Annotated in this window: 19 protein-coding genes; 3 read left to right on the forward strand and 16 right to left on the reverse strand. The window is 64.6% G+C overall.

The window, feature by feature from the left end:
• Positions 1 to 40: 40 nt before the first annotated feature.
• The 3 genes from CT676_RS28000 to CT676_RS28010 form a co-directional block, all read right to left on the reverse strand.
• Positions 41 to 916 carry a F0F1 ATP synthase subunit gamma gene (locus CT676_RS28000; protein ID WP_063980423.1) on the reverse strand — a complete coding sequence of 292 codons (876 nt, stop codon included), beginning with the start codon at positions 914 to 916 and terminating at the stop codon, positions 41 to 43.
• A gap of 141 nt (positions 917 to 1,057) precedes the next feature.
• Entirely contained in the window at positions 1,058 to 2,587 is a 1,530-nt protein-coding gene (gene atpA / locus CT676_RS28005) for a F0F1 ATP synthase subunit alpha (protein ID WP_063980422.1), read from the reverse strand.
• Positions 2,587 to 3,147 carry a F0F1 ATP synthase subunit delta gene (locus tag CT676_RS28010; protein ID WP_063980421.1) on the reverse strand — a complete coding sequence of 187 codons (561 nt, stop codon included), beginning with the start codon at positions 3,145 to 3,147 and terminating at the stop codon, positions 2,587 to 2,589. Before CT676_RS28010 ends, atpA begins: the two co-directional genes overlap by 1 nt.
• Positions 3,148 to 3,783: 636 nt before the next feature.
• Between CT676_RS28010 and CT676_RS28015 the strand changes: the two genes are divergently transcribed.
• Positions 3,784 to 4,293 carry a septal ring lytic transglycosylase RlpA family protein gene (locus CT676_RS28015; protein WP_028150468.1) on the forward strand — a complete coding sequence of 170 codons (510 nt, stop codon included), beginning with the start codon at positions 3,784 to 3,786 and terminating at the stop codon, positions 4,291 to 4,293.
• 236 nt (positions 4,294 to 4,529) lie between these two features.
• Here CT676_RS28015 and CT676_RS28020 read toward each other — a convergent pair whose 3' ends face one another.
• Positions 4,530 to 6,740 (reverse strand): primosomal protein N', encoded by a 2,211-nt coding sequence (locus tag CT676_RS28020; RefSeq protein ID WP_135215822.1) that lies wholly within the window; start codon positions 6,738 to 6,740, stop codon positions 4,530 to 4,532.
• A gap of 123 nt (positions 6,741 to 6,863) precedes the next feature.
• Here CT676_RS28020 and CT676_RS28025 point away from each other — a divergent pair, with 123 nt between their 5' ends.
• Entirely contained in the window at positions 6,864 to 7,829 is a 966-nt protein-coding gene (locus CT676_RS28025; RefSeq protein ID WP_135215823.1) for a tyrosine recombinase XerC, read from the forward strand.
• Positions 7,830 to 7,917: 88 nt separating this feature from the next.
• Positions 7,918 to 8,508 carry a DUF4337 domain-containing protein gene (locus CT676_RS28030; RefSeq protein ID WP_071908641.1) on the forward strand — a complete coding sequence of 197 codons (591 nt, stop codon included), beginning with the start codon at positions 7,918 to 7,920 and terminating at the stop codon, positions 8,506 to 8,508.
• Positions 8,509 to 8,692: 184 nt separating this feature from the next.
• On the opposite strand, the gene CT676_RS28035 is transcribed toward CT676_RS28030, so the two are convergent.
• From CT676_RS28035 to CT676_RS28090, 12 genes are all read right to left on the reverse strand, one after another.
• Positions 8,693 to 9,223, reverse strand: coding sequence for a hypothetical protein (locus tag CT676_RS28035; RefSeq protein ID WP_135215824.1), 531 nt, complete (start codon positions 9,221 to 9,223; stop codon positions 8,693 to 8,695).
• Positions 9,224 to 9,258: 35 nt separating this feature from the next.
• Positions 9,259 to 10,659, reverse strand: a complete 1,401-nt coding sequence (gene lpdA / locus CT676_RS28040; RefSeq protein ID WP_135215825.1) for a dihydrolipoyl dehydrogenase — start codon at positions 10,657 to 10,659, stop codon at positions 9,259 to 9,261.
• A gap of 57 nt (positions 10,660 to 10,716) precedes the next feature.
• Entirely contained in the window at positions 10,717 to 11,478 is a 762-nt protein-coding gene (locus CT676_RS28045) for an SDR family oxidoreductase (RefSeq protein WP_094183824.1), read from the reverse strand.
• 56 nt (positions 11,479 to 11,534) lie between these two features.
• The gene (gene odhB / locus CT676_RS28050) at positions 11,535 to 12,779 is read right to left on the reverse strand and encodes a 2-oxoglutarate dehydrogenase complex dihydrolipoyllysine-residue succinyltransferase (protein WP_135215826.1); all 1,245 of its coding nucleotides are present in this window, start codon (positions 12,777 to 12,779) and stop codon (positions 11,535 to 11,537) included.
• Positions 12,780 to 12,955: 176 nt separating this feature from the next.
• Positions 12,956 to 15,919: a 2-oxoglutarate dehydrogenase E1 component gene (locus tag CT676_RS28055; RefSeq protein WP_071908645.1), complete on the reverse strand. Its 2,964-nt coding sequence runs from the start codon at positions 15,917 to 15,919 to the stop codon at positions 12,956 to 12,958.
• A gap of 137 nt (positions 15,920 to 16,056) precedes the next feature.
• Positions 16,057 to 16,941, reverse strand: coding sequence for a succinate--CoA ligase subunit alpha (sucD, locus tag CT676_RS28060; protein WP_025575976.1), 885 nt, complete (start codon positions 16,939 to 16,941; stop codon positions 16,057 to 16,059).
• Between the two features lie 33 nt (positions 16,942 to 16,974).
• Positions 16,975 to 17,454 (reverse strand): DUF1579 family protein, encoded by a 480-nt coding sequence (locus CT676_RS28065; RefSeq protein WP_028150481.1) that lies wholly within the window; start codon positions 17,452 to 17,454, stop codon positions 16,975 to 16,977.
• A gap of 4 nt (positions 17,455 to 17,458) precedes the next feature.
• A complete protein-coding gene (gene sucC / locus CT676_RS28070; protein WP_135215827.1) occupies positions 17,459 to 18,655 on the reverse strand; it encodes an ADP-forming succinate--CoA ligase subunit beta in 1,197 nt (398 codons plus the stop codon).
• A 205-nt stretch (positions 18,656 to 18,860) separates the two neighbouring features.
• Positions 18,861 to 19,829, reverse strand: coding sequence for a malate dehydrogenase (gene mdh, locus CT676_RS28075; RefSeq protein ID WP_063980412.1), 969 nt, complete (start codon positions 19,827 to 19,829; stop codon positions 18,861 to 18,863).
• A 264-nt stretch (positions 19,830 to 20,093) separates the two neighbouring features.
• Positions 20,094 to 21,278 carry a cell division protein ZapE gene (zapE, locus tag CT676_RS28080; protein WP_135215828.1) on the reverse strand — a complete coding sequence of 395 codons (1,185 nt, stop codon included), beginning with the start codon at positions 21,276 to 21,278 and terminating at the stop codon, positions 20,094 to 20,096.
• Between the two features lie 240 nt (positions 21,279 to 21,518).
• On the reverse strand, positions 21,519 to 22,055 hold the full coding sequence (gene thpR, locus CT676_RS28085; RefSeq protein ID WP_028150485.1) for an RNA 2',3'-cyclic phosphodiesterase: 537 nt from the start codon (positions 22,053 to 22,055) through the stop codon (positions 21,519 to 21,521).
• A gap of 174 nt (positions 22,056 to 22,229) precedes the next feature.
• Positions 22,230 to 22,865, reverse strand: coding sequence for an arylesterase (locus tag CT676_RS28090; RefSeq protein WP_167768188.1), 636 nt, complete (start codon positions 22,863 to 22,865; stop codon positions 22,230 to 22,232).
• Between the last annotated feature and the right edge of the window lie 43 nt (positions 22,866 to 22,908).

The following is a 22,908-nucleotide window of genomic DNA, read 5'->3' on the forward strand; positions in this document are numbered from 1 at the left end:
CGAAATTCTGGACTTGAACGACCGTCGTTTGGTTCGTGCGTCAGACCGCCTCGGCGCCGGAGATGATCTCGATCAGCTCCTTGGTGATCTGGGCTTGACGGGTTCGGTTGTAGATCTGGGTTTGCTTGCGGATCATTTCGCCGGCATTGCGGGTGGCGTTGTCCATCGAACTCATCTGCGCGCCATAGAACGAAGCGTTGTTTTCCAGCAGCGCGCGGAAGATCTGCACCGCGATGTTGCGCGGCAACAGGCCGGACAGCAGTTCGTCCTCCTCCGGCTCGTAATCGTAGGACGTCGTCGGCGCGTTCGCCGCCTTTTCCTCGACGACCAGCGGGATGATCTGCTGCGCGGTCGGGATCTGGGCGATCACCGACTTGAACTGCGCGTAGAACAGCGTGCAGACGTCGAACTCACCGTTGTCGAAACGGGCCAGCACCTTCTTGGCGATGTCCTCGGCGTTGACGAAGCCGAGCTGACGAACGCTACGCAGGTCGAGGTGCTCGACGATCTGCTTGTCGAACAGGCGGCGGAGCTGCTCATAGCCCTTGCGGCCGACACAGAAGAATTTCACTTCCTTGCCCTGCGCGATCAGCGCCTGGGCGCGCTCGCGGGCGAGGCGCACGATCGAGGAGTTGAAGGCGCCGGACAGACCGCGCTCGCCGGTGCAGACCAGCAGCAGGTGGACCTGGTCCCTGCCGGTGCCGGCCAGCAGCGCCGGCGCGCCGGGCGAACCCGCAGCGGCGCTGGCGATGTTGGAGATCACCGCGCTCATCTTGTCGGCATAGGGCCGCGCCGCCTCGGCCGCTTGCTGGGCACGGCGCAACCTCGACGCCGCGACCATCTGCATCGCCTTGGTGATCTTCTGCGTCGCCTTGGTGGAGGCGATGCGGACGCGCATGTCTTTAAGTGACGCCATTCTTCGTCCCCGACGATCCGACCCTTTGGCCTGATCGCAAACCTATCCAGTCGTCATGCCCGGGCTCGCCCCGGGCATCCACGCGGTGCCTCACACGCCGTTAGACGTGGATGGCCGGGACAAGCCCGGCCATGACGGCGTTTACGCGAAGCTCTTCGCGAAGCCTTCGACCACCGACTTCAGCTTGGCGGCGGTGTCGTCGGAGAGATCGCGGCTGTCGCGGATCGCGTTGAGGATCTCGGCGTTCTTGCCGCGCAGCAGCGACAGCAGACCGTCCTCGAACGCGCGCACCTTGTTGAGCGGGAGCGGATCGAGATAGCCGTTGGTGCCGGCCCAGATCACACAGACCTGCTCTTCCATCTTCAGCGGCGCGAACTGCGGCTGCTTGAGCAGCTCGGTCAGGCGCGAACCGCGGTTGAGCAGGCGCTGGGTCGAGGCGTCGAGATCGGAGCCAAACTGCGCGAACGCCGCCATTTCGCGGTACTGCGCGAGCTCGCCCTTGATCTTGCCGGCGACCTTCTTGGTGGCCTTGGTCTGCGCGGACGAACCGACGCGCGACACCGACAGACCGACGTTCACCGCGGGACGGATGCCCTGGAAGAACAGGTCGGTTTCCAGGAAGATCTGGCCGTCGGTGATCGAGATGACGTTGGTCGGAATGTAGGCCGACACGTCGTTGGCCTGGGTTTCGATGACCGGCAGCGCCGTCAGCGAGCCCGAGCCCTGGTCCTTGTTCAGCTTCGCCGCGCGCTCGAGCAGGCGGGAGTGCAGATAGAACACGTCGCCCGGATAGGCTTCGCGGCCCGGCGGGCGGCGCAGCAGCAGCGACATCTGGCGGTAGGCGACGGCCTGCTTGGACAGATCGTCATAGATGATGACGGCGTGCATGCCGTTGTCGCGGAAGTACTCGCCCATGGTGCAGCCGGTGAACGGCGCGATGTACTGCATCGGCGCCGGATCCGAAGCGGTGGCGGCGACGATGATCGAGTATTCGAGCGCGCCCTGCTCTTCCAGCACCTTCACGAACTGGGCGACGGTCGAACGCTTCTGGCCGATCGCGACATAGACGCAATACAGCTTGATGTTCTCGTCCGGCTGCGCGTTGAGCGGCTTCTGGTTCAGGATGGTGTCGAGCGCGATCGCGGTCTTGCCGGTCTGACGGTCGCCGATGATCAGCTCGCGCTGGCCACGGCCGATCGGGATCAGGGCGTCGATCGCCTTGAGGCCGGTCGCCATCGGCTCGCTCACCGACTTGCGCGGAATGATGCCGGGCGCCTTGACGTCGACGCGCATGCGCTTGTCGGCCTGGATCGGGCCCTTGCCGTCGATCGGGTTGCCGAGCGCGTCGACGACGCGGCCGAGCAGGCCCTTGCCGACCGGCGCGTCCACGATGGCGCGGGTGCGCTTGACGGTCTGGCCTTCCTTGATCTCGCGGTCGGCGCCGAAAATAACGATACCGACGTTGTCGGTTTCGAGGTTCAGCGCCATGCCGCGGGTGCCGTTCTCGAACTCGACCATTTCGCCGGCCTGGACGTTGTCCAGACCATAGACGCGGGCAATACCGTCGCCGACGGACAGCACCTGTCCGACTTCGGAGACTTCAGCTTCCTGGCCGAAATTCTTGATCTGGTCCTTGAGGATCGCGGAAATTTCCGCGGCGCGGATGTCCATCAGCCTGCCTCTTTCATCGCGTGCTTGATCGAATTGAGTTTGGTGCGAAGCGAACTATCGATCATGCGGCTGCCAAGCTTGACCACGAGGCCACCGATGATCGAGGGATCGACCTTCACGTTGAGCGCGACGTCCTTGCCGGTCACCGACTTCAGGGCAACCTTGAGGGCGTCGAGATTCTTGTCCGAAAGCGCCTCCGCCACGGTAACGTCGGCCGTCGTCTCGCCCTTGAACCTGGCGACGAGGGCGCGATAGGCGCGAATGACGTCAGCCACCGCGAACAGGCGGCGGTTGGCGGTCAGGACTTTCAGGAAATTGGCGGAGATGCCGGCGATACCCGCCTTGTCCAGCACGGCCGAGAGGGCCCTGGACTGGGTATCGGCCGCAAACACCGGGCTGCGGACGAGGCGCGTCAGATCGGCGCTTTCGCTTAGCAAACCCTCGAATTTGTCGAGATCGGCTTTGACCTCGTCGACCACATTCTGGTCGCGGGCCAGTTCAAACAAGGCCGTTGCATAACGGCCCGACACACCGGAAACGGACGTATCTTCTGCAGCCACAGACGCGCTCTTTTTGCTGTCAAACTCGCAAGGGAAAAACCGTCGCCACAAAGCGGCGCCAAGCGATCCAAGCCCTTGGAATTCAAGCGGGACTTCGATTTTCGGCCGACACGGGAGGTGCCGGGTCCGTTAAAATCGCGGCTTTGCTAACATAGCAGGCGCGCACGTGCAACATGACGCCAAATTAAAGGCACGACCTTCTGTCGCCAGTTCGTCGCAGCCGACGGCGCCGCGATAGCGGCCTGCCACGTCGCGGAATGACGCGCCCCCCTCGGCGGCATCGCGCCCATTCGTTCCTGCCATCAGCGCATAGCGGCCATGAACACGGATCGCTGAGGCGTGAGTCGGACGTGACGAGCGGCCTCCCCTGAATACTTTCCTAATTCTAAACATGAAGTATAATGACCTCGTTTTACAGTATTAGTGAGTAATAAAATAGTTAAAGAATTGTTAAAGCGAAAGATTCCAGAACATTGGCTGCAACATTGATGCCAATCACAGAATATTTCATGACGACACAGAATGGATTTACTGCCCAATTCACGCCTCATTAGGAATCGAAACGCGATCCCGCTCACAGACTTACGGGGGCTCCACTTGCCACATATGTGGCAATACTAGATTAGGGACCACTAAATGCTGTCTTTGAAGACGCTGGGCTCCGTGCCCCGGCCGCGCACGGCGATCGCTTTCGTTGCCGCCACTCTCCTCGTCGGTGGAACCGCCACCGAAGCTTCTGCCAAATCCCGGCATCACCACCGGTACTCTCACCATCATCACCGCCACCACGCCCAGAGCGATGCCAACACGACCTCCGATTGGCGCAACGCCAACGCGTCGATGACGCCGTCGTCGGGCACGGGCCGCAGCTTCTCCGGCATGGCCTCCTATTATGGCAACGAGTCCGGCAGCCGGACTGCGTCGGGCCAGCGCTTCAACCAGAATGCCATGACCGCGGCTCACCGTTCGCTGCCGTTCGGCACCAAGCTGCGCGTCACCCATGGCGGCTCGAGCGTCATCGTCACCATCAATGACCGTGGCCCGTTCATTCGCGGCCGTGTCCTCGACCTCTCCACGGGCGCTGCCCGCGCCATCGGCCTCACCGGCGCCGGCGTCGGCCGCGTCACCGCGGAAGTCGTCTCCTAAGGCGCCACCAGCGCCTCACCGACAAAGCGCAAATCTCGCCATCGTCCGCGGACGTGTGAGCGGCGAGACCAGTTCGGGCGAAACAAGCCCGCCGTCTTGGGGGACGGCGGGCTTTTTGTTTGCCCCGTCATTCCGGGGCGATGCGTAGCATCGAGCCCGGAATCCATCAGGCCGTAGAGTTGGTGGATGAATGGATTCCGGGTTCACGCTTCGCGTGCCCCGGAATGACGGGGGAACTACAAAAAGCTCTGCGGGTCGACGTCGACTTCGAGCTTTTGATTGCCCTTCGGCTTCGGGCAGACGGCCAGCCAGTTGCGCAAATAGTCCGACAGATCGAAACCGCGCGCCGATTTCACCAGGATGCGGAAACGGTAGCGGCCCTTGATCACGGCGAGCGGGGCCTCCGCCGGTCCCAGCACCACGACGCGCTCGTCGCGCGGTGCGAGCGCAACGAGGCGGCGGCCCAAACCTTCGGCGCTCGGACGGTCGCCTGCCGAAATGATCAGGCTCGCGAGCCGGCCGAACGGCGGATAGAGCGTGCGCTCGCGCAGATCGATCTCGCTGTCGTAGAAGGCCTCGCGGTCGCAGGCGATCAGCGCCTTCATCACGGGATGATCGGGCTGGTGGGTCTGGAGATAGCCGACGCCGCGGCCCTGCTCGCGCCCGGCACGGCCGATCACCTGGTTGAGCAACTGCCAGGTGCGTTCCGACGCGCGCGGATCGCCGTTGGACAGACCCAGATCCGCATCGACCACGCCGACGAGATTGAGCCGCGGAAAGTTGTGGCCCTTGGCGACGAGCTGCGTGCCGATGATGATGTCGACCCGACCCTCCGCGATCTCGGTAAGCTCGGAGCGCATCGTCTCGATCGAGGTGATGAGATCGCTCGACAGCACCATGGTGCGCGCCTCGGGGAACAGCGCGGCCGCCTCCTCCTGCAAGCGCTCGACGCCCGGCCCGACCGCGACCAGCGATTCCTCGGCCGCGCAATGCGGGCAGATCTGCGGGCGCGGCATCGAGAAGCCGCAATGGTGACAGACCAGCCGCTGGCGGAAGCGGTGATCGACCAGCCAGGCATCGCAGATGGTGCAGGCGAAGCGATGGCCGCAGGCACGGCACAGGGTCAGCGGCGCATAGCCGCGGCGATTGAGGAACAGCAGCGCCTGCTCGCGCTTTTCAATCGCTTTTCTGATCTCGGAAGCGAGCCGCGGCGAGATGAAGCGGCCGCGCGCCGGCGGCTCGCGGCGCATGTCGATGGCCTCGATATGCGGCATGTGCTGGCCGCCGAAGCGCGAGGGCAGCGCGATGCGCTGATAGCGGCTCTTGCGCGCATTGACCTCGGATTCGACCGACGGCGTGGCGGAGGCCAGCACGATCGGGATCTTTGCGATATGCGCGCGGACCACCGCCATGTCGCGGGCGTGATAATGCACGCCCTCGTCCTGCTTGTAGGCCTGGTCGTGCTCTTCATCGACCACGATGAGGCCGAGATTGGCGTAAGGCAGAAACAGCGCCGAGCGCGCGCCGACCACGACCGGCGCACTGCCTTCGGAGATCGCCGCCCAATTGCGCGCGCGGGTGCGCGGCGTCAGCTCGGAGTGCCATTCGATCGGACGCACGCCAAAGCGCTGCGCGAAGCGGTCGAGGAACTGGCCGGTCAGCGCGATCTCCGGCATCAGGATCAGAGTCTGCTTGCCGCGGCGGATGGTCTCCGCAATCGCCTCGAAATAGACCTCGGTTTTGCCCGAGCCGGTGACGCCGTCGAGCAGCGCAACGTGAAAGGTGCCGTTGGCGGCGAGCGCGCGCATTGCATCCACCCCGGCGCGCTGGAGCGGTGAAAAATCCGGCTGGCCAAAATCCGGATCGGGTGCCGGCGGCGGCGGAGGCGGCGGCATCGGCTCGACCGTGAGCGTGCCTTCGTCGACGAGGCCGTCGATCACGCCGGCCGAGACCCCTGCTTCCTTGGCGGCCTCGGACTTGCCGTGCAGCAGGCGATCCGACAGCAGCTCGATCACGCGCTGCCGCGCCGGCGTCAGCCGTCGCGGCGGATCGCCGACCAGGCGCACACCGGCGCGCACCCGCTCCGGGCCGAGATTCTCGCCCATGCGCAGGCACATCCGCAGCACCATGCCGCGCGGGCTCAGCGTGTAATTGGCGACCCAGTCGACGACCGAGCGCAGCTCAGGCTTCAGCGGAGGAAGATCGAGCTTTTCGCTGACCTCCTTGAGCCGGTTGTGCAGGCGCGGGTCGGGATTGGCGTTCTCCGCCCAGACCACGGCCAGCACCTCGCGCGGGCCGAGCGGCACGCCGACGAGATCGCCCGCCTTCAGCTCCATCCCGCGCGGCACCTTGTAGGAATAGGTCTGGTCGAGCGCGACCGGCACCAGCACGTCGACCATGCGGGTCGCGTTGGCGGGGGTGGTCGTGCTGCGCGACGAATGATCCATCAAAGATCTTTGGAGGGAGAATCGGAACCTTGGGGCCTTGAGGCTAGCGCCCAGGGGCGGCCTTAGCGAACAGTAAACGGGTGTGATGCGATATACTGAGTGGAATCATTACGTCCAGAGCGCATGAGCAAAGCGGCCGCCCCCCCAATCGAGCTCGCCAGCGCCGATCCCTCGATCGCGCAGGAGATGGCGCGCTGGCTGTCGCATCTCGGCGCCGAGCGGCGGCTGGCGCCGAAGACGTTGGAGGCCTATGGCCGCGACCTGCGGCAATGCCTGGATTTCCTTTGCGCCCATTGGGGCGAGCGCGTGACGCTGGCGCGCTTTGCCGCGCTGGAAGCCACCGACATCCGCGCCTTCATGGCGATGCGCCGCGCCGACGACATTGCCGGCCGCTCGCTGATGCGCGCGCTGGCGGGCCTGCGCTCGTTCGGCCGCTTCCTCGAGCGCGAAGGCAAGGGCAAGGTCGGCGCACTCTCGGCGATCCGCGCGCCCAAGGTGGCCAAGACTTTGCCGAAGCCGCTGCCGATGGCGTCCGCAAAGCGTCTTGCCGACGCCGACGAGCGCGCCGGCGAGGATCGCGAGACCTGGATTCTGGCCCGCGACGCCGCGGTGATGGCGCTGCTGTATGGCTCGGGTCTGCGCATCTCCGAAGCGTTGGGGTTGAAGCGCCGCGAGGTGCCGCGTCCCGGCGAAGGCGACGTGCTGATCGTGACAGGCAAAGGCAACAAGACCCGCATGGTGCCGGTGCTCCAGAACGTGCTCGCGCTCGTGCAGGAATACGTTGCGATGTGCCCCTATCCGCTGCCGGCGGAAGGCCCGATCTTCCTCGGCGCGCGCGGCGGGCCCTTGAGCCCGCGCATCATCCAGCTCGCGATGGAGCGGCTGCGCGGCGCGCTCGGCCTGCCCGACAGCGCGACGCCTCACGCGCTCCGCCATTCCTTCGCCACGCATCTGCTCTCGCGTGGCGGGGATTTGCGCGCAATCCAGGAGCTGCTGGGTCACTCCTCGCTCTCGACCACGCAGATCTACACCGGCATCGATTCGGAGCGGCTGCTCGAAGTCTATGCGAGCACGCATCCGCGGCGATGAACCTGACATGAAGCTGTCATAGCGCGCGTGCCTCTTGCGCGCCGCCCGCGGTTCGGTCAATCGTGGGGAACCGCGACTGGAGGGAATCATGAGCGCACACGAAAGCATGGAGCATGCCGAACACGCCGAGCACGCCTCCGGATCGAACAAGAAGATCGCTCTTCTGATCGCCGTGCTGGCGCTGTTCCTGGCGATCTCCGAGACGCTCGGCAAGGGCGCCCAGACTGAATCGATCAGCAAGAACGTCGAGTCCGCCAATCTCTGGGCGTTCTTCCAGGCCAAGACCATCCGCCGCACCGTGGTGCTGACCGCGTCCGAGCAGGGCAAGCTCACGCTGGGCGCCACCACCGACGACGCCCTGAAGGCGACGGTGCAGAAGCAGGTCGACGACTGGACCAAGACCGCGCAGCGCTACCGCTCCGAGCCCGAGACCGGCGAAGGCACCGAGCAGCTCGCCGAGAAGGCCAAGCACGCCGAGCACGAGCGCGACGAGGCGACCGCGAAATATCATCACTTCGAGCTGGCCTCCGCCGCCTTCCAGATCGGTATCGTGCTGGCCTCGGCCACCATCATCACCGGCATGATCGCGCTCGCCTATGTCGCCGGCGTCCTGACCCTGGCCGGCCTCCTCATGACCGCGCTCGGCCTGTGGTGGCCGCATCTGGTGCATTTGCATTGAGGGCGCTGATGCGGGGCGCATAAGGCCAACAACATCGACGGTGTCACGCCCCGGCTTGACCGGGGCATCCAGTACGCCGCGGCTTCTCCGTATTCGATTGACGTCTCTGGAATACTGGATCGCCCGGTCAAGCCGGGCGATGACATCGAGTGTGTGGCAATGACAGTGAGTCTATAACGAGCAGCTAGCGCGCCTGGTGCACGCTCTTGCGAAAGCGCTGGATCAGGCGGAGCGTACGGGAAGACCAGCCTTCGCCGTTGCCGGCGATCAGCTCGCGGATGCGCTGCTTGATCGGGTCGACCAGCTCGGCGGCCTTGGCGCGCAGCTTCATCACGAGATCGTAGAGCCGCTCGAACCAGCGCATCTCCATCAGCTTGTCGCGCGTCACGTCGAACACGAAGGCGGTGACGCCGACGCCGAGCAGCTTTGCGAACAGAAACGTGGATACGCCGCTCAGCCAGTATTCATGCGTGAGCAGATACAGGCCCATCAGCTTGAGCGGAAACAGCGGGATGATCGGCACCGCGAACACGATCAGCGTCATCGCCGGCGGCAGCGCATCGACGCGCTCCGTCAGCCATTGCTTGAAGCGTGCGAGCGGGACGGCTGCGACAACCCGCGCGACGATCGGCTCGAGATGGTCCCACAGCCAGGCTTCGATCAGGAAGATGATCGCCAGCAGGACCCAGACCGGTTGAAGTAGGCGGCGCAGCATGTGTTTCCCGCCCGATTCGACGCTAGGCGCGTCGCCTACATATGGATGGCCCGCTTGCCCACCGCAAGCGCGGCTTCCTTGATGGCCTCCGAGCGGGTCGGATGCGCGTGGCAGGTGCGCGCAAGATCTTCCGCGCTGCCGCCAAACTCCATGAGAACGCAGGCCTCATGGATCATTTCGCCGGCTTCACGGCCGATAATGTGCACGCCGAGCACGCGATCGGTCTTCGCATCTGCGAGAATCTTCACGAAGCCGTCGGTGGTCTGGTTGACCTTGGAGCGGCCGTTGGCGGTAAAAGGAAACTTCCCGACGGTATACGCCTGACCCGCCTGCTTCAGCTCCTCCTCGGTCTTGCCGACGGAGGATACTTCCGGCGTGGTATACACGACGCCTGGGATAACGTCGTAGTTCACGTGGCCGGCCTGGCCTGCGATGATCTCCGCAACGGCTACGCCTTCATCCTCGGCCTTGTGTGCGAGCATCGGGCCCGCGACGACGTCGCCGATGGCATAGACGCCCTTCACGCTGGTGGCGAAATGCGGATCGATCTGCACGCGGCCGCGATTGTCCAGCGCCACACCGGCTTCCTTCAGGCCGAGCCCATCGGTGTACGGCACGCGACCGATGCAGACGAGAACGACGTCGGCTTCCAGCGTCTCGGCAGCGCCGCCGGCCGCGGGCTCGATGGTCGCCTTCAGCGACTTGCCGGAGGTGTCGACGGCGGTGACCTTGGCGCCGAGCTTGAATCCAAAACCCTGCTTTTCCAGGATGCGCTGGAATTGCTTGGCGATTTCGCCGTCCATGCCGGGCAGGATGCGATCGAGGAATTCGACGACGACGACTTCAGCGCCGAGCCGCTTCCACACCGAGCCGAGCTCGAGGCCGATCACGCCGGCGCCAACGATCAGGAGCTTGCCGGGGACCTTGTCCAGCGACAGCGCGCCGGTCGACGACACGATGCGCTTCTCGTCGATCTCGATGCCCTTGAGACGCGCGATGTCGGAGCCGGTCGCGATCACGATGTTCTTGGTCTCGACCACTTGCGACTTGCCGTCGGCGGACACTTCGACCTTGCCTGTCCCTAAGATCTTGCCGGTGCCCTTGAGCACGTCGATCTTGTTCTTCTTCATCAGGAATTCGACGCCCTTGACGTTGCCGTCGATGCCCTGCTGCTTGAAGTTCATCATCGCCGGAAGCTCGAGCTTCGGCGCGGAAACGGAAACGCCCATCTTGGCGAAGGAGTGCGCGGCTTCCTCGAACATTTCGGACGCGTGCAGCAGCGCCTTCGACGGCATGCAGCCGACGTTCAGGCAGGTGCCGCCGAGCGTGGCGTCCTTTTCGACCACGGCGACTTTCATGCCGAGCTGGGCTGCGCGCACCGCGCAGACATAACCGCCCGGTCCGGTGCCGATGACGATGAGATCGTAGGTAGCCATGAGAGAAAGTCCCGTGAGTTTAGCGTGATGAGGATGTGTCAGCGTCCGCGCGGCGTGTCAGCGTCCGCCGGACACATCGAGAATGGCCGAGGTGACGTAGGAGGCTTCGTCCGACATCAGCCAGACGATGGCGTTGGCGATTTCGTCGGCAGTACCGACGCGCTTCATCGGCACCATATGGGCCAGACGATGGGCGCGGTCGGGCTCGCCGCCGGCGGCGTGGATTTCGGTGTCGATCAGGCCGGGGCGGATGCCTGCGACACGAATGCCTTCGCCTGCGACCTCATAGCCGAGACCGACGGTGAAGGAATCGATCGCGCCCTTGGACGCGGCATAGTCGACATAGGTATTCGGCGCACCAAGTCTGGCAGCGACCGATGACAGATTGACGATGACGCCGCCCTGGCCGCCGTGCTTGGTCGACATCCGCTTCACCGCTTCGCGCGCGCAGAGGATCGAGCCGGTGACGTTGACCGCCATCACGCGCCGGATGCGCTCCGCCGACATCTCGTCGACGCGCACGCCGCTCTGGCCGACGATGCCGCCATTGTTGACGAGTGCACCGAGCGTGCCGAACTTGTCGGCAGCCTTGAACAGCTCGATGATGTCGCTTTCCTCGGCGACATCGCATTTCACCGCGATGGCCTTGCCGTTGCTGGCCGCGATCTGGGCGACGACCTCGTCAGCAGCCGTTTTGTTGCTGGCGTAGCCGACGACGACACGGAAGCCGCGCGCGGCCGCCGCAATCGCGGTCGCCCGCCCGATGCCGCGGCTGCCGCCGGTGATGACAACGACCTTATCCGTCACGCGCGCCTCCATGGTTCGACCCGCGCCGTCGCACGATTAAGGCGACGGCGCTCGCAGAGCTTCAGGGATCAGAGATCGAGCACCAGGCGCGCCGGATCTTCCAGGCTCTCCTTGACGCGGACCAGGAAGGTGACGGCTTCCTTGCCGTCGATGACGCGGTGATCGTAGGACAGCGCCAGGTACATCATCGGGCGGACCTCGATCTTGCCGGCGACGACCATCGGCCGCTCCTGGATCTTGTGCATGCCGAGGATGCCGGACTGCGGCGCGTTCAGGATCGGGGTCGACATCAGCGAGCCGTAGATGCCGCCATTGGTGATGGTGAAGGTGCCGCCCTGCATCTCGTCGATCTTGAGCTGGCCGTCACGGGCGCGGCGACCGAAATCGGCGATACCCTTCTCGATGTCGGCGATCGACTTGTTGTCGCAGTCGCGCACGACGGGCACGACCAGACCCTTGTCGGTGCCGACGGCGACGCCGATGTGGTAATAGTTCTTGTAGATCAGATCGGTGCCGTCGATCTCGGCGTTGACGGCCGGGATGTCCTTCAGCGCCTGCACGACGGCCTTGGTGAAGAAGCCCATGAAGCCGAGCTTCGAGCCGTGCTTCTTCTCGAACGCATCCTTGTAGTGGGCGCGCAGCGCCATGACGTTGGTCATGTCGACCTCGTTGAAGGTCGTGAGCATGGCCGCGGTGTTCTGCACGTCCTTGAGGCGGCGCGCGATGGTCTGGCGCAGGCGGGTCATCTTGACGCGCTCTTCGCGGGCGGCGTCATCGGCCGGTGACGGCGCACGGACCTGGACGGCGGCCGCGGGCTGGTTGACCGGGGTCGGCGCCGAGGCCGCGCGCTCGATCGCTGCAAGCATGTCGCCCTTGGTGACGCGGCCGTCCTTGCCGGAGCCCGGAACGGTCGAGGCATCGATGCCGGTCTCGGCGGAGAGCTTGCGGACGGACGGGGCGAGCGGCGCATCGGCCGGCGGCGCCTTCGCGGCCGGAGCCGGCGCAGGAGCAGCAGCCACGGCGGCCGGAGCGGCGGCGGCGGGCTTCGCGGGAGCAGCGGCGGGCCTGGCAGCGCCGGCACCGTCGGTGATCTGGCCGAGCAGCGCACCGACCGCAACGGTCGCGCCATCGGCAGCGACGATCTCGCTCAGCGTGCCGGCGGAGGGCGCCGGGACCTCGATGGTGACCTTGTCGGTCTCGAGCTCCACCAAGGGCTCGTCGACGGCGACGGGATCGCCGGCCTTCTTGAACCAGCGGCCGATGGTAGCCTCGGTGACGGATTCGCCGAGCGTCGGCACACGAATTTCAGTCATGGTCTTTTCCTTAAGGGATCGCCGGTGCGGTCAAAAATTCGGTCGTCATCGGCCCGCGAAAGGCAAGCCATCCAGCAAGCCGGACGTTCGTATTCTGCACGGACGCCGCGGCGTACTGGTGCCCCGCTCCAGTGCGCGATTGCGCACGAGGCGGGGCATGACGCAGTTCAAAAAGATCAGCTCAGTGCTTCGTCCAGGAACGCCTTCAACTGCGCCTGATGCTTGGACATCAGACCAGTGGCGGTCGCGGCGGAAGCGGCGCGGCCGACGTAACGCGGACGCCGGCTCACACCGTGCACCTGGTTCAGCACCCATTCCAGATAGGGCTCGATGAAGTGCCAGGCGCCCATGTTGCGGGGCTCTTCCTGGCACCACACCACTTCAGCCTTCTTGAAGCGCGACAGTTCGGCCACCAGCGCCTTCAGCGGCACCGGATAAAGCTGCTCGACGCGCATCAGGTAGATGTCGTCGATGCCGCGCTTCTCGCGCTCCTCGTAGAGGTCGTAATAGACCTTGCCGGAGCAGAGCACGATGCGGCGGACCTTCTCGTCGGGCACGAGCTTGATCGCCTCGTTCGGCAGCATCTGGGCGTCATCATAGAGGATGCGGTGGAAGGTCGTTCCCTTCGCGAGCTCCTCGAGGCGCGACACCGCCCGCTTGTGGCGCAGCAGCGACTTCGGCGTCATCAGGATCAGCGGCTTGCGGATCTCGCGATGAAGCTGGCGGCGCAGCACGTGGAAGTAGTTCGCCGGCGTGGTCGGGTAGACCACCTGCATGTTGTCTTCGGCGCACATCTGCAGATAACGCTCCAGACGCGCCGAGGAGTGCTCCGGCCCCTGGCCCTCATAGCCGTGCGGCAAGAGGCAGACGAGGCCGGACATGCGCAGCCATTTGCGCTCGCCCGAGGAGATGAACTGGTCGAACACGACCTGCGCACCGTTGGCGAAGTCGCCGAACTGGGCTTCCCAGAGGGTCAGCGTGTTCGGCTCGGCGAGCGAGTAGCCGTATTCGAAGCCGAGCACGGCTTCTTCCGACAGCAGCGAGTTGATGACCTCGTAATGGCCCTGCTCGTGGCCGAGATGGTTGAACGGCGTGTAGCGGCTCTCGTCTTCCTGGTCGATCAGGACCGAATGGCGCTGCGAGAAGGTGCCACGCTCGGAATCCTGGCCCGACAGGCGAACATGGTGGTTCTCGTTGAGCAGCGTGCAGAACGCCAGAGCCTCGCCGGTCGCCCAATCGATGCCGGCGCCGGTGTCGATTGCCTTGGCGCGATTGTCGAGGAAGCGCTGGATGGTGCGGTGGACGCGGAAGCCATCCGGCACCTTGGTGATCTTGCGGCCGATTTCCTTCAGCTCTGCGGTGTCGACGCCGGTGACGCCGCGGCGCGCATCCTCTTCCTGGTCGGCGATCTTGAAGCCGGACCACTTGCCGTCGAGCCAGTCGGCCTTGTTCGGCTTGTAGGAGGTGCCGGCCTCGAACTCGGCATCGAGCCGTGCGCGCCAGTCGGCCTTGGCCTTGTCGACCTCGCCCTCGGTCATCACGCCTTCGCTGATCAGGCGGCGGGCGTAGAGCTCGAGCGTCGACGGATGGGCCGCGATCCTCTTGTACATCACCGGCTGGGTGAACGCCGGCTCGTCGCCCTCGTTATGGCCATGCCTGCGGTAGCAGAACATGTCGATGACGACGGGCTTGTGGAATTTCTGCCGGAACTCGGTCGCGACCTTGGCCGCGAAAACCACTGCTTCCGGATCGTCACCGTTCACATGGAAGATCGGCGCGTCGATCATCTTCGCCACGTCAGACGGATAGGGCGAGGAGCGCGAGTAGCGCGGATAGGTGGTGAAGCCGATCTGGTTGTTGACGATGAAGTGCACGGAGCCGCCGGTGCGGTAGCCCTTCAGGTCAGACAGGCCGAAGCATTCCGCGACCACGCCCTGGCCGGCGAACGCCGCGTCGCCATGCATCAAGAGCGGCATCACCGAGATGCGCTGGTCCGGCGGATCGCCGTGCTGGTCCTGCTTGGCGCGGACCTTGCCGAGCACCACGGGATCGACGATCTCGAGATGCGAGGGGTTGGCCGTCAGCGACAGATGGATGCGGTTGCCGTCGAACTCGCGGTCCGAGGAGGCGCCGAGGTGATATTTGACGTCGCCGGAGCCTTCGACCGCATCGGGGTTGGCCGAGCCGCCCTTGAATTCATGGAACAGGGCGCGGTGCGCCTTGCCCATCACCTGGGTCAGCACGTTGAGGCGGCCGCGATGCGGCATGCCGAGCACGACTTCCTTCACGCCGAGATTGCCGCCGCGCTTGATGATCTGCTCGAGCGCGGGAATCAGCGATTCACCGCCGTCGAGGCCGAAGCGCTTGGTGCCGGTGAACTTGGTGTCGCAGAACTTCTCGAAGCCTTCGGCTTCGACCAGCTTCGTCAGGATGGCGCGCCGGCCTTCGCGGGTGAACGAGATTTCCTTGTCCGGTCCCTCGATGCGCTCCTGGATCCACGCCTTTTGCGCGGCGTTGCTGATGTGCATGAATTCGACGCCGAGCGTCTGGCAGTAGGTGCGCTCGCAGATCGCGGTGATCTCGCGCAGCGTGGCGTATTCGAGACCGAGCACGTGATCGAGGAAGATCTTGCGGTCGAAATCGGCTTCGCTGAAGCCGTAGGTCCGCGGGTCGAGCTCTTCGCGGTTGCGCGGGGCTTCGATGCCGAGCGGATCGAGCTTGGCGTGGAAGTGGCCGCGCATGCGGTAGGAGCGGATCAGCATCAGCGCGCGGACGGAGTCGCGCGTGGCCTGGAGCAGGTCGGCGGACGAGAAATCAGCGCCCTTGTTGCCTGCCTGGGCCTTGGCGGCGATCTTGGCACCGACCGCCTTCTCGACCTGGGCCCAGTTGCCGTCGAGGGCGGAGGTGAGGTCGTCCTGCGGGGTCAGCGGCCAGTTGGCGCGCTCCCAGGACGGGCCTTCGGCGTTCTTGCTGATATCGCCGGGCTGGTCGTTGAGGCTCTTGAAGAACTCCTGCCACTCGGCGTCGACCGAGGACGGGTCCTTCTCGTAGCGGGCGTAGATTTCGTCGATGTAGGTGGCGTTGGTGCCCTGCAAAAAGGAAGAGAGGGCAAAGGCTGCGTTCGCGTCCTGGCGAGACATGCTTGAGTTCCTGGCGATTTCGGTTCGCGCATAACAAACGGCGCTGGCGCTGAGCTCCCCGGCAGAGGCCCAGCGCGACAGGCACCATTTATCCTATTTGCTACGAAACTTCGCCCGGAAAAGTACGAAGAAGTGAATTAGCCTTTCAATTTTTCGGCAAGCGTGTGGCCGAGGCGGGCGGGAGACGGAGACACTGTAATCCCAGCCGATTTCATCGCGTCGGTCTTGGAACCGGCGTCGCCCTTGCCGCCGGAGATGATCGCACCGGCATGGCCCATGCGGCGGCCGGGAGGCGCTGTGACACCGGCAATGAAACCGACCATCGGCTTCTTGCGGCCGCGCTTGGCCTCGTCCTTGAGGAACTGGGCGGCGTCCTCCTCGGCGGAACCGCCGATCTCGCCGATCATGATGATCGATTCGGTCTTGGGGTCGGCGAGCAGCATTTCCAGCACGTCGATGAACTCGGTGCCCTTGACCGGGTCGCCGCCGATGCCGACCGCGGTGGTCTGGCCGAGGCCTTCCTGCGAGGTCTGGAACACGGCTTCATAGGTCAGCGTGCCGGAGCGGGAGACGATGCCGACGCTGCCGGTCTTGAAGATGTTGGCGGGCATGATGCCGATCTTGCACTCGCCGGCGGTCATGACGCCCGGGCAGTTCGGCCCGATCAGGCGCGACTTGGAACCGGCCAGCGAGCGCTTCACGCGCACCATGTCGATAACAGGAATGCCCTCGGTGATGCAGACGATCAGCGGGATCTCCGCGTCGATGGCTTCGCAGATCGCATCGGCCGCGCCCGGCGGCGGCACGTAGATCACCGACGCATCGGCACCGGTCTTCTCACGCGCCTCGCGCACCGTGTCGAACACCGGCAGGCCCAGATGGGTGGCGCCGCCTTTGCCCGGCGAGGTGCCGCCGACCATCTTGGTGCCGTAGGCAAGCGCGGCCTCCGAGTGGAAGGTGCCGTTCTTGCCGGTGAAGCCCTGGCAGATGACCTTGGTGTTCTTGTCGATCAGGATGGACATGAGGTCTGCTTTCGCGAACTAACGAGTGAGAGGTCAGTGGATGCGGCGGTAGATGCCGGTGAGCACGTCGGCCCAGCCTTCCGCGTCCGGCGAGAACTGGATCTTCAACGAGTAGGAATTGTCGTCGATGATTTCGTAGACGTGGCGCGCATTGCCGCGGAGCGAGCCGCGCACCAGCGTCAGGGTCTTGCCGACCCAGCCGCCGGAGGCGGGCGAGGGCGGCGTGTAGCCGAGCGAGTCGTACCAGAACAATTTGTAGGTCCGGTCGTCGCGGTCGTAGGTGAAGAGGCCGTGGGTGGCGAAAGCCTGCTTGCCGTCGCGCATCTGGACACAGTCCTGGATCAGGTAGAACCCGTTTAGATCCATGCGCGCGACGACGTGCGAGGTCGCCGGCCCGCCGGCGACCCAGCGCGACGGAAAGACCACCTCTTCGCCATTCCATTCGCCGGCGAACGCGGCGAGGCGCGTGTGCTCTGCAAGCGGAGATGATGCAGCGAGATGGTCCTGGGTCATGGCCTCAGCCTCCCTTGACGGCCTTCACGATCTTCTGCGCGGCGTCGTCGAGATTGTCGGCCGGCACCACGTTCAGGCCGGATTCACGGATGATCTTCTTGCCGAGCTCGACATTGGTGCCTTCGAGGCGGACCACCAGCGGCACGCTGAGGCCGACCTCGCGCACGGCGGCCGTGACGCCCTCGGCGATCACGTCGCACTTCATGATGCCACCGAAGATGTTGACCAGGATGCCCTTCACGTTGGGATCGGCCGTGATGATCTTGAACGCGGCCGCGACCTTTTCCTTGCTGGCGCTGCCGCCGACGTCGAGGAAGTTCGCCGGCGCCATGCCGTAGAGCTTGATGATGTCCATCGTCGCCATCGCGAGGCCGGCGCCGTTGACCATGCAGCCGATGTTGCCGTCGAGGGTGACGTAGTTGAGGTCGTACTTGGACGCCTCGATTTCCTTGGCGTCTTCCTCGGTCTCGTCGCGCAGCGCGAGCACCTCGGGATGACGGAACAGCGCGTTGTCGTCGAACGACACCTTGGCGTCGAGCACGCGGAGCTGGCCCTGCTTGGTCACGACCAGCGGGTTGATCTCCAGCATCGACATGTCCTTGGCGACGAAGGCGGTGTAGAGCTGCGCGGTGAGCTTCTCGGCCTGCTTGGCGAGATCGCCGGAGAGCTTCAGCGCGTTGGCGACGGTGCGCCCGTGATGGCCCATGATGCCGGTCGCGGGATCGACGGAGAAGGTAACGATCTTCTCAGGGGTGTTGTGCGCGACGTCCTCGATGTTGACGCCGCCTTCGGTCGAGACGACGAAGGAGACGCGCGAGGTTTCGCGGTCGACCAGGAGCGAGAGGTAGAACTCCTTGTCGATGTCCGAGCCGTCCTCGATGTAGAGGCGGTTGACCTGCTTGCCAGCGGGGCCGGTCTGGATCGTCACGAGGGTCGCGCCCAGCATCTGCTTGGCAAATTCGGTGACCTCCGCGGCCGACTTGGCGATACGGACGCCGCCCTTGTCGCCGGCCGAGGCTTCCTTGAACTTGCCCTTGCCGCGGCCGCCAGCGTGGATCTGGCTCTTCACCACCCAGACCGGGCCCGGGAGGGCCTTGGCGGCGGCTTCCGCGTCCGCGGGCTTCAGGACGGGGACGCCCTTTGAGATCGCGACGCCGAACTCGTTCAGCAGCGCTTTGGCCTGATATTCATGGATATTCATATGGTCGCTCCCTGAACCCGCGGGCGGTGACCTCTAGGGCCCACCTCAGTCTTGTGGCTGGCATACCATATACCACAGGAACTGCAACCCGGATTCTTTGACATCGAGATCTCTGGACTGCGGACCCGGAACCCGCCCGACGCGGGGCCCGGAAATGAAACCGCCGAAGACCGGTTTTTCGATCTTCGGCGGGGATTGCTCTCGCTTAGCGGCCGAGAAGATCGGGTGCGATCTTCTTGCAGGCATCGACCAGGCCCTGTACGGCGCCGACCGACTTGTCGAACGCCTCGCGGTCCTTGCCGGTGAGCTCGATCTCGACGACGCGCTCGACACCCTTGGCGCCGATCACGACGGGCACACCGACATACATGTCCTTCACGCCGTATTCGCCGTTGAGGTAGGCGGCGCTGGCCAGCACGCGCTTCTTGTCCCGCAGATAGCTCTCGGCCATCGCGATCGCGGAAGCAGCAGGCGCGTAGAAGGCCGAGCCGGTCTTGAGCAGATTGACGATCTCGGCGCCGCCGTTGCGGGTGCGGTCGACGATCTCGTCGAGGCGCGCCTGCGAGGTCCAGCCCATCTTGACGAGGTCGGGCAGCGGAATGCCGGCGACGGTGGAGTACTTCACCAGCGGCACCATGGTGTCGCCGTGACCGCCGAGCACGAAGGCGGTGACGTCCTCGACCGAGACGTTGAACTCGTCGGCCAGGAAGTAGCGGAAGCGCGAGGAATCCAGCACGCCGGCCATGCCGACGACCTTCTTGTGCGGCAGGCCCGAAGCCTTCTGCAGCGCCCAGACCATCGCGTCGAGCGGGTTGGTGATGCAGATGACGAAGGCGTCGGGGGCGTATTTCTTGATGCCGGCGCCGACCTGCTCCATGACCTTGAGGTTGATGGAGAGGAGATCGTCGCGGCTCATGCCGGGCTTGCGCGGCACGCCGGCGGTGACGATGCAGACTTTTGCGTTGTCGAGGGCTTCGTACGAATTGGCGCCGGTGTAGTGCGCGTCAAAACCGTCGACCGGCGAGGACTGGGCGATGTCGAGCGCCTTGCCCTGCGGCACGCCCTCGGCGATGTCGAACATCACCACGTCGCCCAGTTCTTTCAGGCCGATGAGATGAGCCAACGTTCCGCCGATCTGACCGGAGCCAATCAAAGCAATCTTGTCGCGCGCCATGTGAACCTGTCCTTTAGACACGTTAAGGAGGGGAAAACTGAGACGGGTGGTTATCCCTTTCGCTCCCCCCGTTCAAGTCGGTGGATGCCCAATTGTCGGGCTTGGCGAACATTGAAGCGCATCCCTGTCATTCCGGGGCGCGACGAAAGTCGCGAGCTACGATGCGCAATTGCGCATCTGGGAATCCATAACCACCAGCGGGAGTATGGATTCCGGGCTCGTCGCTTTGCGACGCCCCGGAATGACAGCGCTGGCAAATAGGACTTAAGTCTCCACCAGACCCTTGGTGGAGCCGCTGGCGGTGGAATCCTTGCGGCCGTGAGGCAGCGCCAAATAGGATTCCGAGCTCATCTCGATCAGGCGCGAGGCCGTCCGCTTGAACTCCATGGCCTCGTTGCCCTCGTGGGCGAGGTAGAGCGAGATCGGATTGGCATCGGCCGAGGCCATCAGCTTCACGGCATTGTCATAGAGCGTATCGATCAGCGTGATGAAACGCTTGGCGGCGTTGCGCTGGGAAAAATCCATCACTGGAATATGGTCGACCAGGATGGTGTGATAGTCGTGCGCGAGGCGGAGGTAGTCGGACGCGCCGAGCGGTTTTTCGCAGAGATTCGCAAATCCGAACCGCGCCACGCCATGGGCCGAGCACGGCACGTGCAGGATGCGGCCCTTGAACGAAATATCGCGCGACTTGCATTTGGCGCCGCCGGTCATCTTCGACCAGGCGCGGTCGAGGGCCGCATCCGCGTCGCCGTCGGCCGGCGTCAGCCACATCGGCACGCCCTGAAGCTTTTCCAGGCGGAAATCCGTGCGCGCGTCGAGCCGCAGCACGTCCATGTAGTCGGTGATCTGCTTGATGAAGGGCAGGAACAGCGAACGGTTCAGGCCGCCCTTGTAGAGATCGTCGGGCGCGACGTTGGAGGTCGCGACCACCACGGTGCCGAGCTCGAACAGCTTTGCGAACAGGCGGCCGAGGATCATTGCGTCCGCGATGTCGGTGACGTGGAATTCGTCGAAGCAGAGCAGCCAGCTCTCCTCGAAGATCGCGTTCGCAGTCAGCGCGATGACGTCGCCATCGGCGATCTCGCCGCGCGAGATGCCCTGGCGATAATCGTAGATGCGCTCATGCGCTTCCGCCATGAACTCGTGGAAATGCGCGCGGCGCTTGTGCTCGACGGTGCTGTGCTGGAAGAACAGGTCCATCAGCATGGTCTTGCCGCGGCCGACCTCGCCATGGACGTAGAGCCCGTGCGGCGCCTCGTCCTTGTCGCCGCTGAACAGACGACTGAGCAGGCCCTGCTTGCGCTGCGGCTTGTAGTTCGCGAGCCGCTGGTCGAGCGCCGCATAGGCTTCGGCGATTTCGGCCTGCGCAGCATCGGGCTCGATCGCGCCGGACGCGATCTGGGCCTGGTATGCCTCGCGGAATGAGGAACTGGGGGTGGAGAGCATGGCTCTTTACCGCCAGAGATGCGCGGAAATTGCAAGCCGTGAATTGGTGGGCGGGGTATGCGTTCCGCGTCCCGGACGCGCTACGGGAAGCAGTGACGCTGCGCAGAGCGGGGACCCACTATTTCGTACATCCATCGTGGAGCGATGGGCCCCGGCTCAGCAGCGCACCGCCCTAGCGTGTCGAAGACGCGCGTAAACGCGCTGATGGCGCTGCGCCGCGTCCGGGGCACGAGAGCTAGCTCACTCACACAGCTCGTAGGCGTCCTCGACCACATAGGGGCCGCCGCCGGTCGATGCGCGGGACGAGAACAAGACAAAACGTTCGGCCATGAACGCCTTGCTCGGGAAGTAACCGCGCAGCGAGAGATAGTCGGCGACGTCGCGGTCGGACGCGTCGTGCAGCCGGGCCAGCGTGACATGCGGGGTGAACTTGCGGCCTTCGGGATCGAGGCCGATCCGCTGCATCATGCGTTCGAGCTCGGCCTGCAATTCCATCAGCGGCTTGCTCGGCGCGATGGTCGCGACCACCGCGCGCGGCTTGCGGCCGCCGAAGCTCGTGAGCCCCTGCACCTTCACCTCGAAGGGCTTGCGATCAACGCGAAACAGCATCGATGCGATCTCGTTGGCGGACATGCCGTCGATATCGCCGATGAAGCGCAGGGTAACATGATAATTTTCGGGATCGACCCAGCGGGCGCCGGGAAGGCCGCCCCGTAAATTGGAAAGCGTCTGGCCGATCTCGGCCGGAATTTCCAGACCAGTGAACAAACGCGGCATCGTTTCGCACTCCCGATGCTTGGGCATGATCCCTGGGAAGGATCATATCCAAATTGTAGAGCCGGCGACGAATCACCGGTACCCTGATTCCTATCGCAGTTGTGTGACTCTGCGAAGCATCGCGCGCCTCACCCCGGTAAAACCCTGGGAATTACGGTTAGCGCTGCCCGCTTTTCAGCGGCGCTGCTCGCTTATGTTGCGCAAAAATGCCTCCACGCTGGGCATGATGTTGTTAACGATGATGTCGACGCCGGCCGCGGTCGGATGAATGCCGTCGGCCTGGTTGAGCTTGGCGTCGGCCGCGACGCCGTCGAGGAAGAACGGATAGAGCGGCACGTCGAATTTTTTCGCAAGATCCGGATAAATCGAATTGAAGCGCGCGGCGTATTCCGCGCCGTAATTCGGCGGCGCCAGCATGCCGCACAGCATCACCGCGATCTTGCGTGCCTTCAATCGCTGGACAATGTCGGTCAACGCGGTACGCGTCAAATCGGGGTCGATGCCGCGCAGCGCGTCGTTGGCGCCGAGCTCGACGATCACGCCGTCGGTTCCGTCCGGGACCGACCAGTCGAGCCGCTCACGGCCGCCGGACGAGGTGTCGCCGGACACGCCGGCATTGGTCATCTCGACCGCTATGCCTTTGGCCTGCAAGGCTTTTTGAAGTCTTGTGGGGAATGCGTCCTGGGCCGGGAGGCCGAGGCCGGCGCTCAGGGAATCGCCGAGAACGACCAGCTTGACCGGTTTTGCCGCTTCGGCCCATGCCGGATCAACCGCCGTCATCAAAGCGATCATCAACACGGCTATGTGCATGAAGAATCCGTAACGCCTCTCGACCGCGTATGCGGAGTTGCCA

This window comes from Bradyrhizobium sp. MOS001 (assembly GCF_004634465.1).
Lineage (GTDB): Bacteria > Pseudomonadota > Alphaproteobacteria > Rhizobiales > Xanthobacteraceae > Bradyrhizobium > Bradyrhizobium barranii.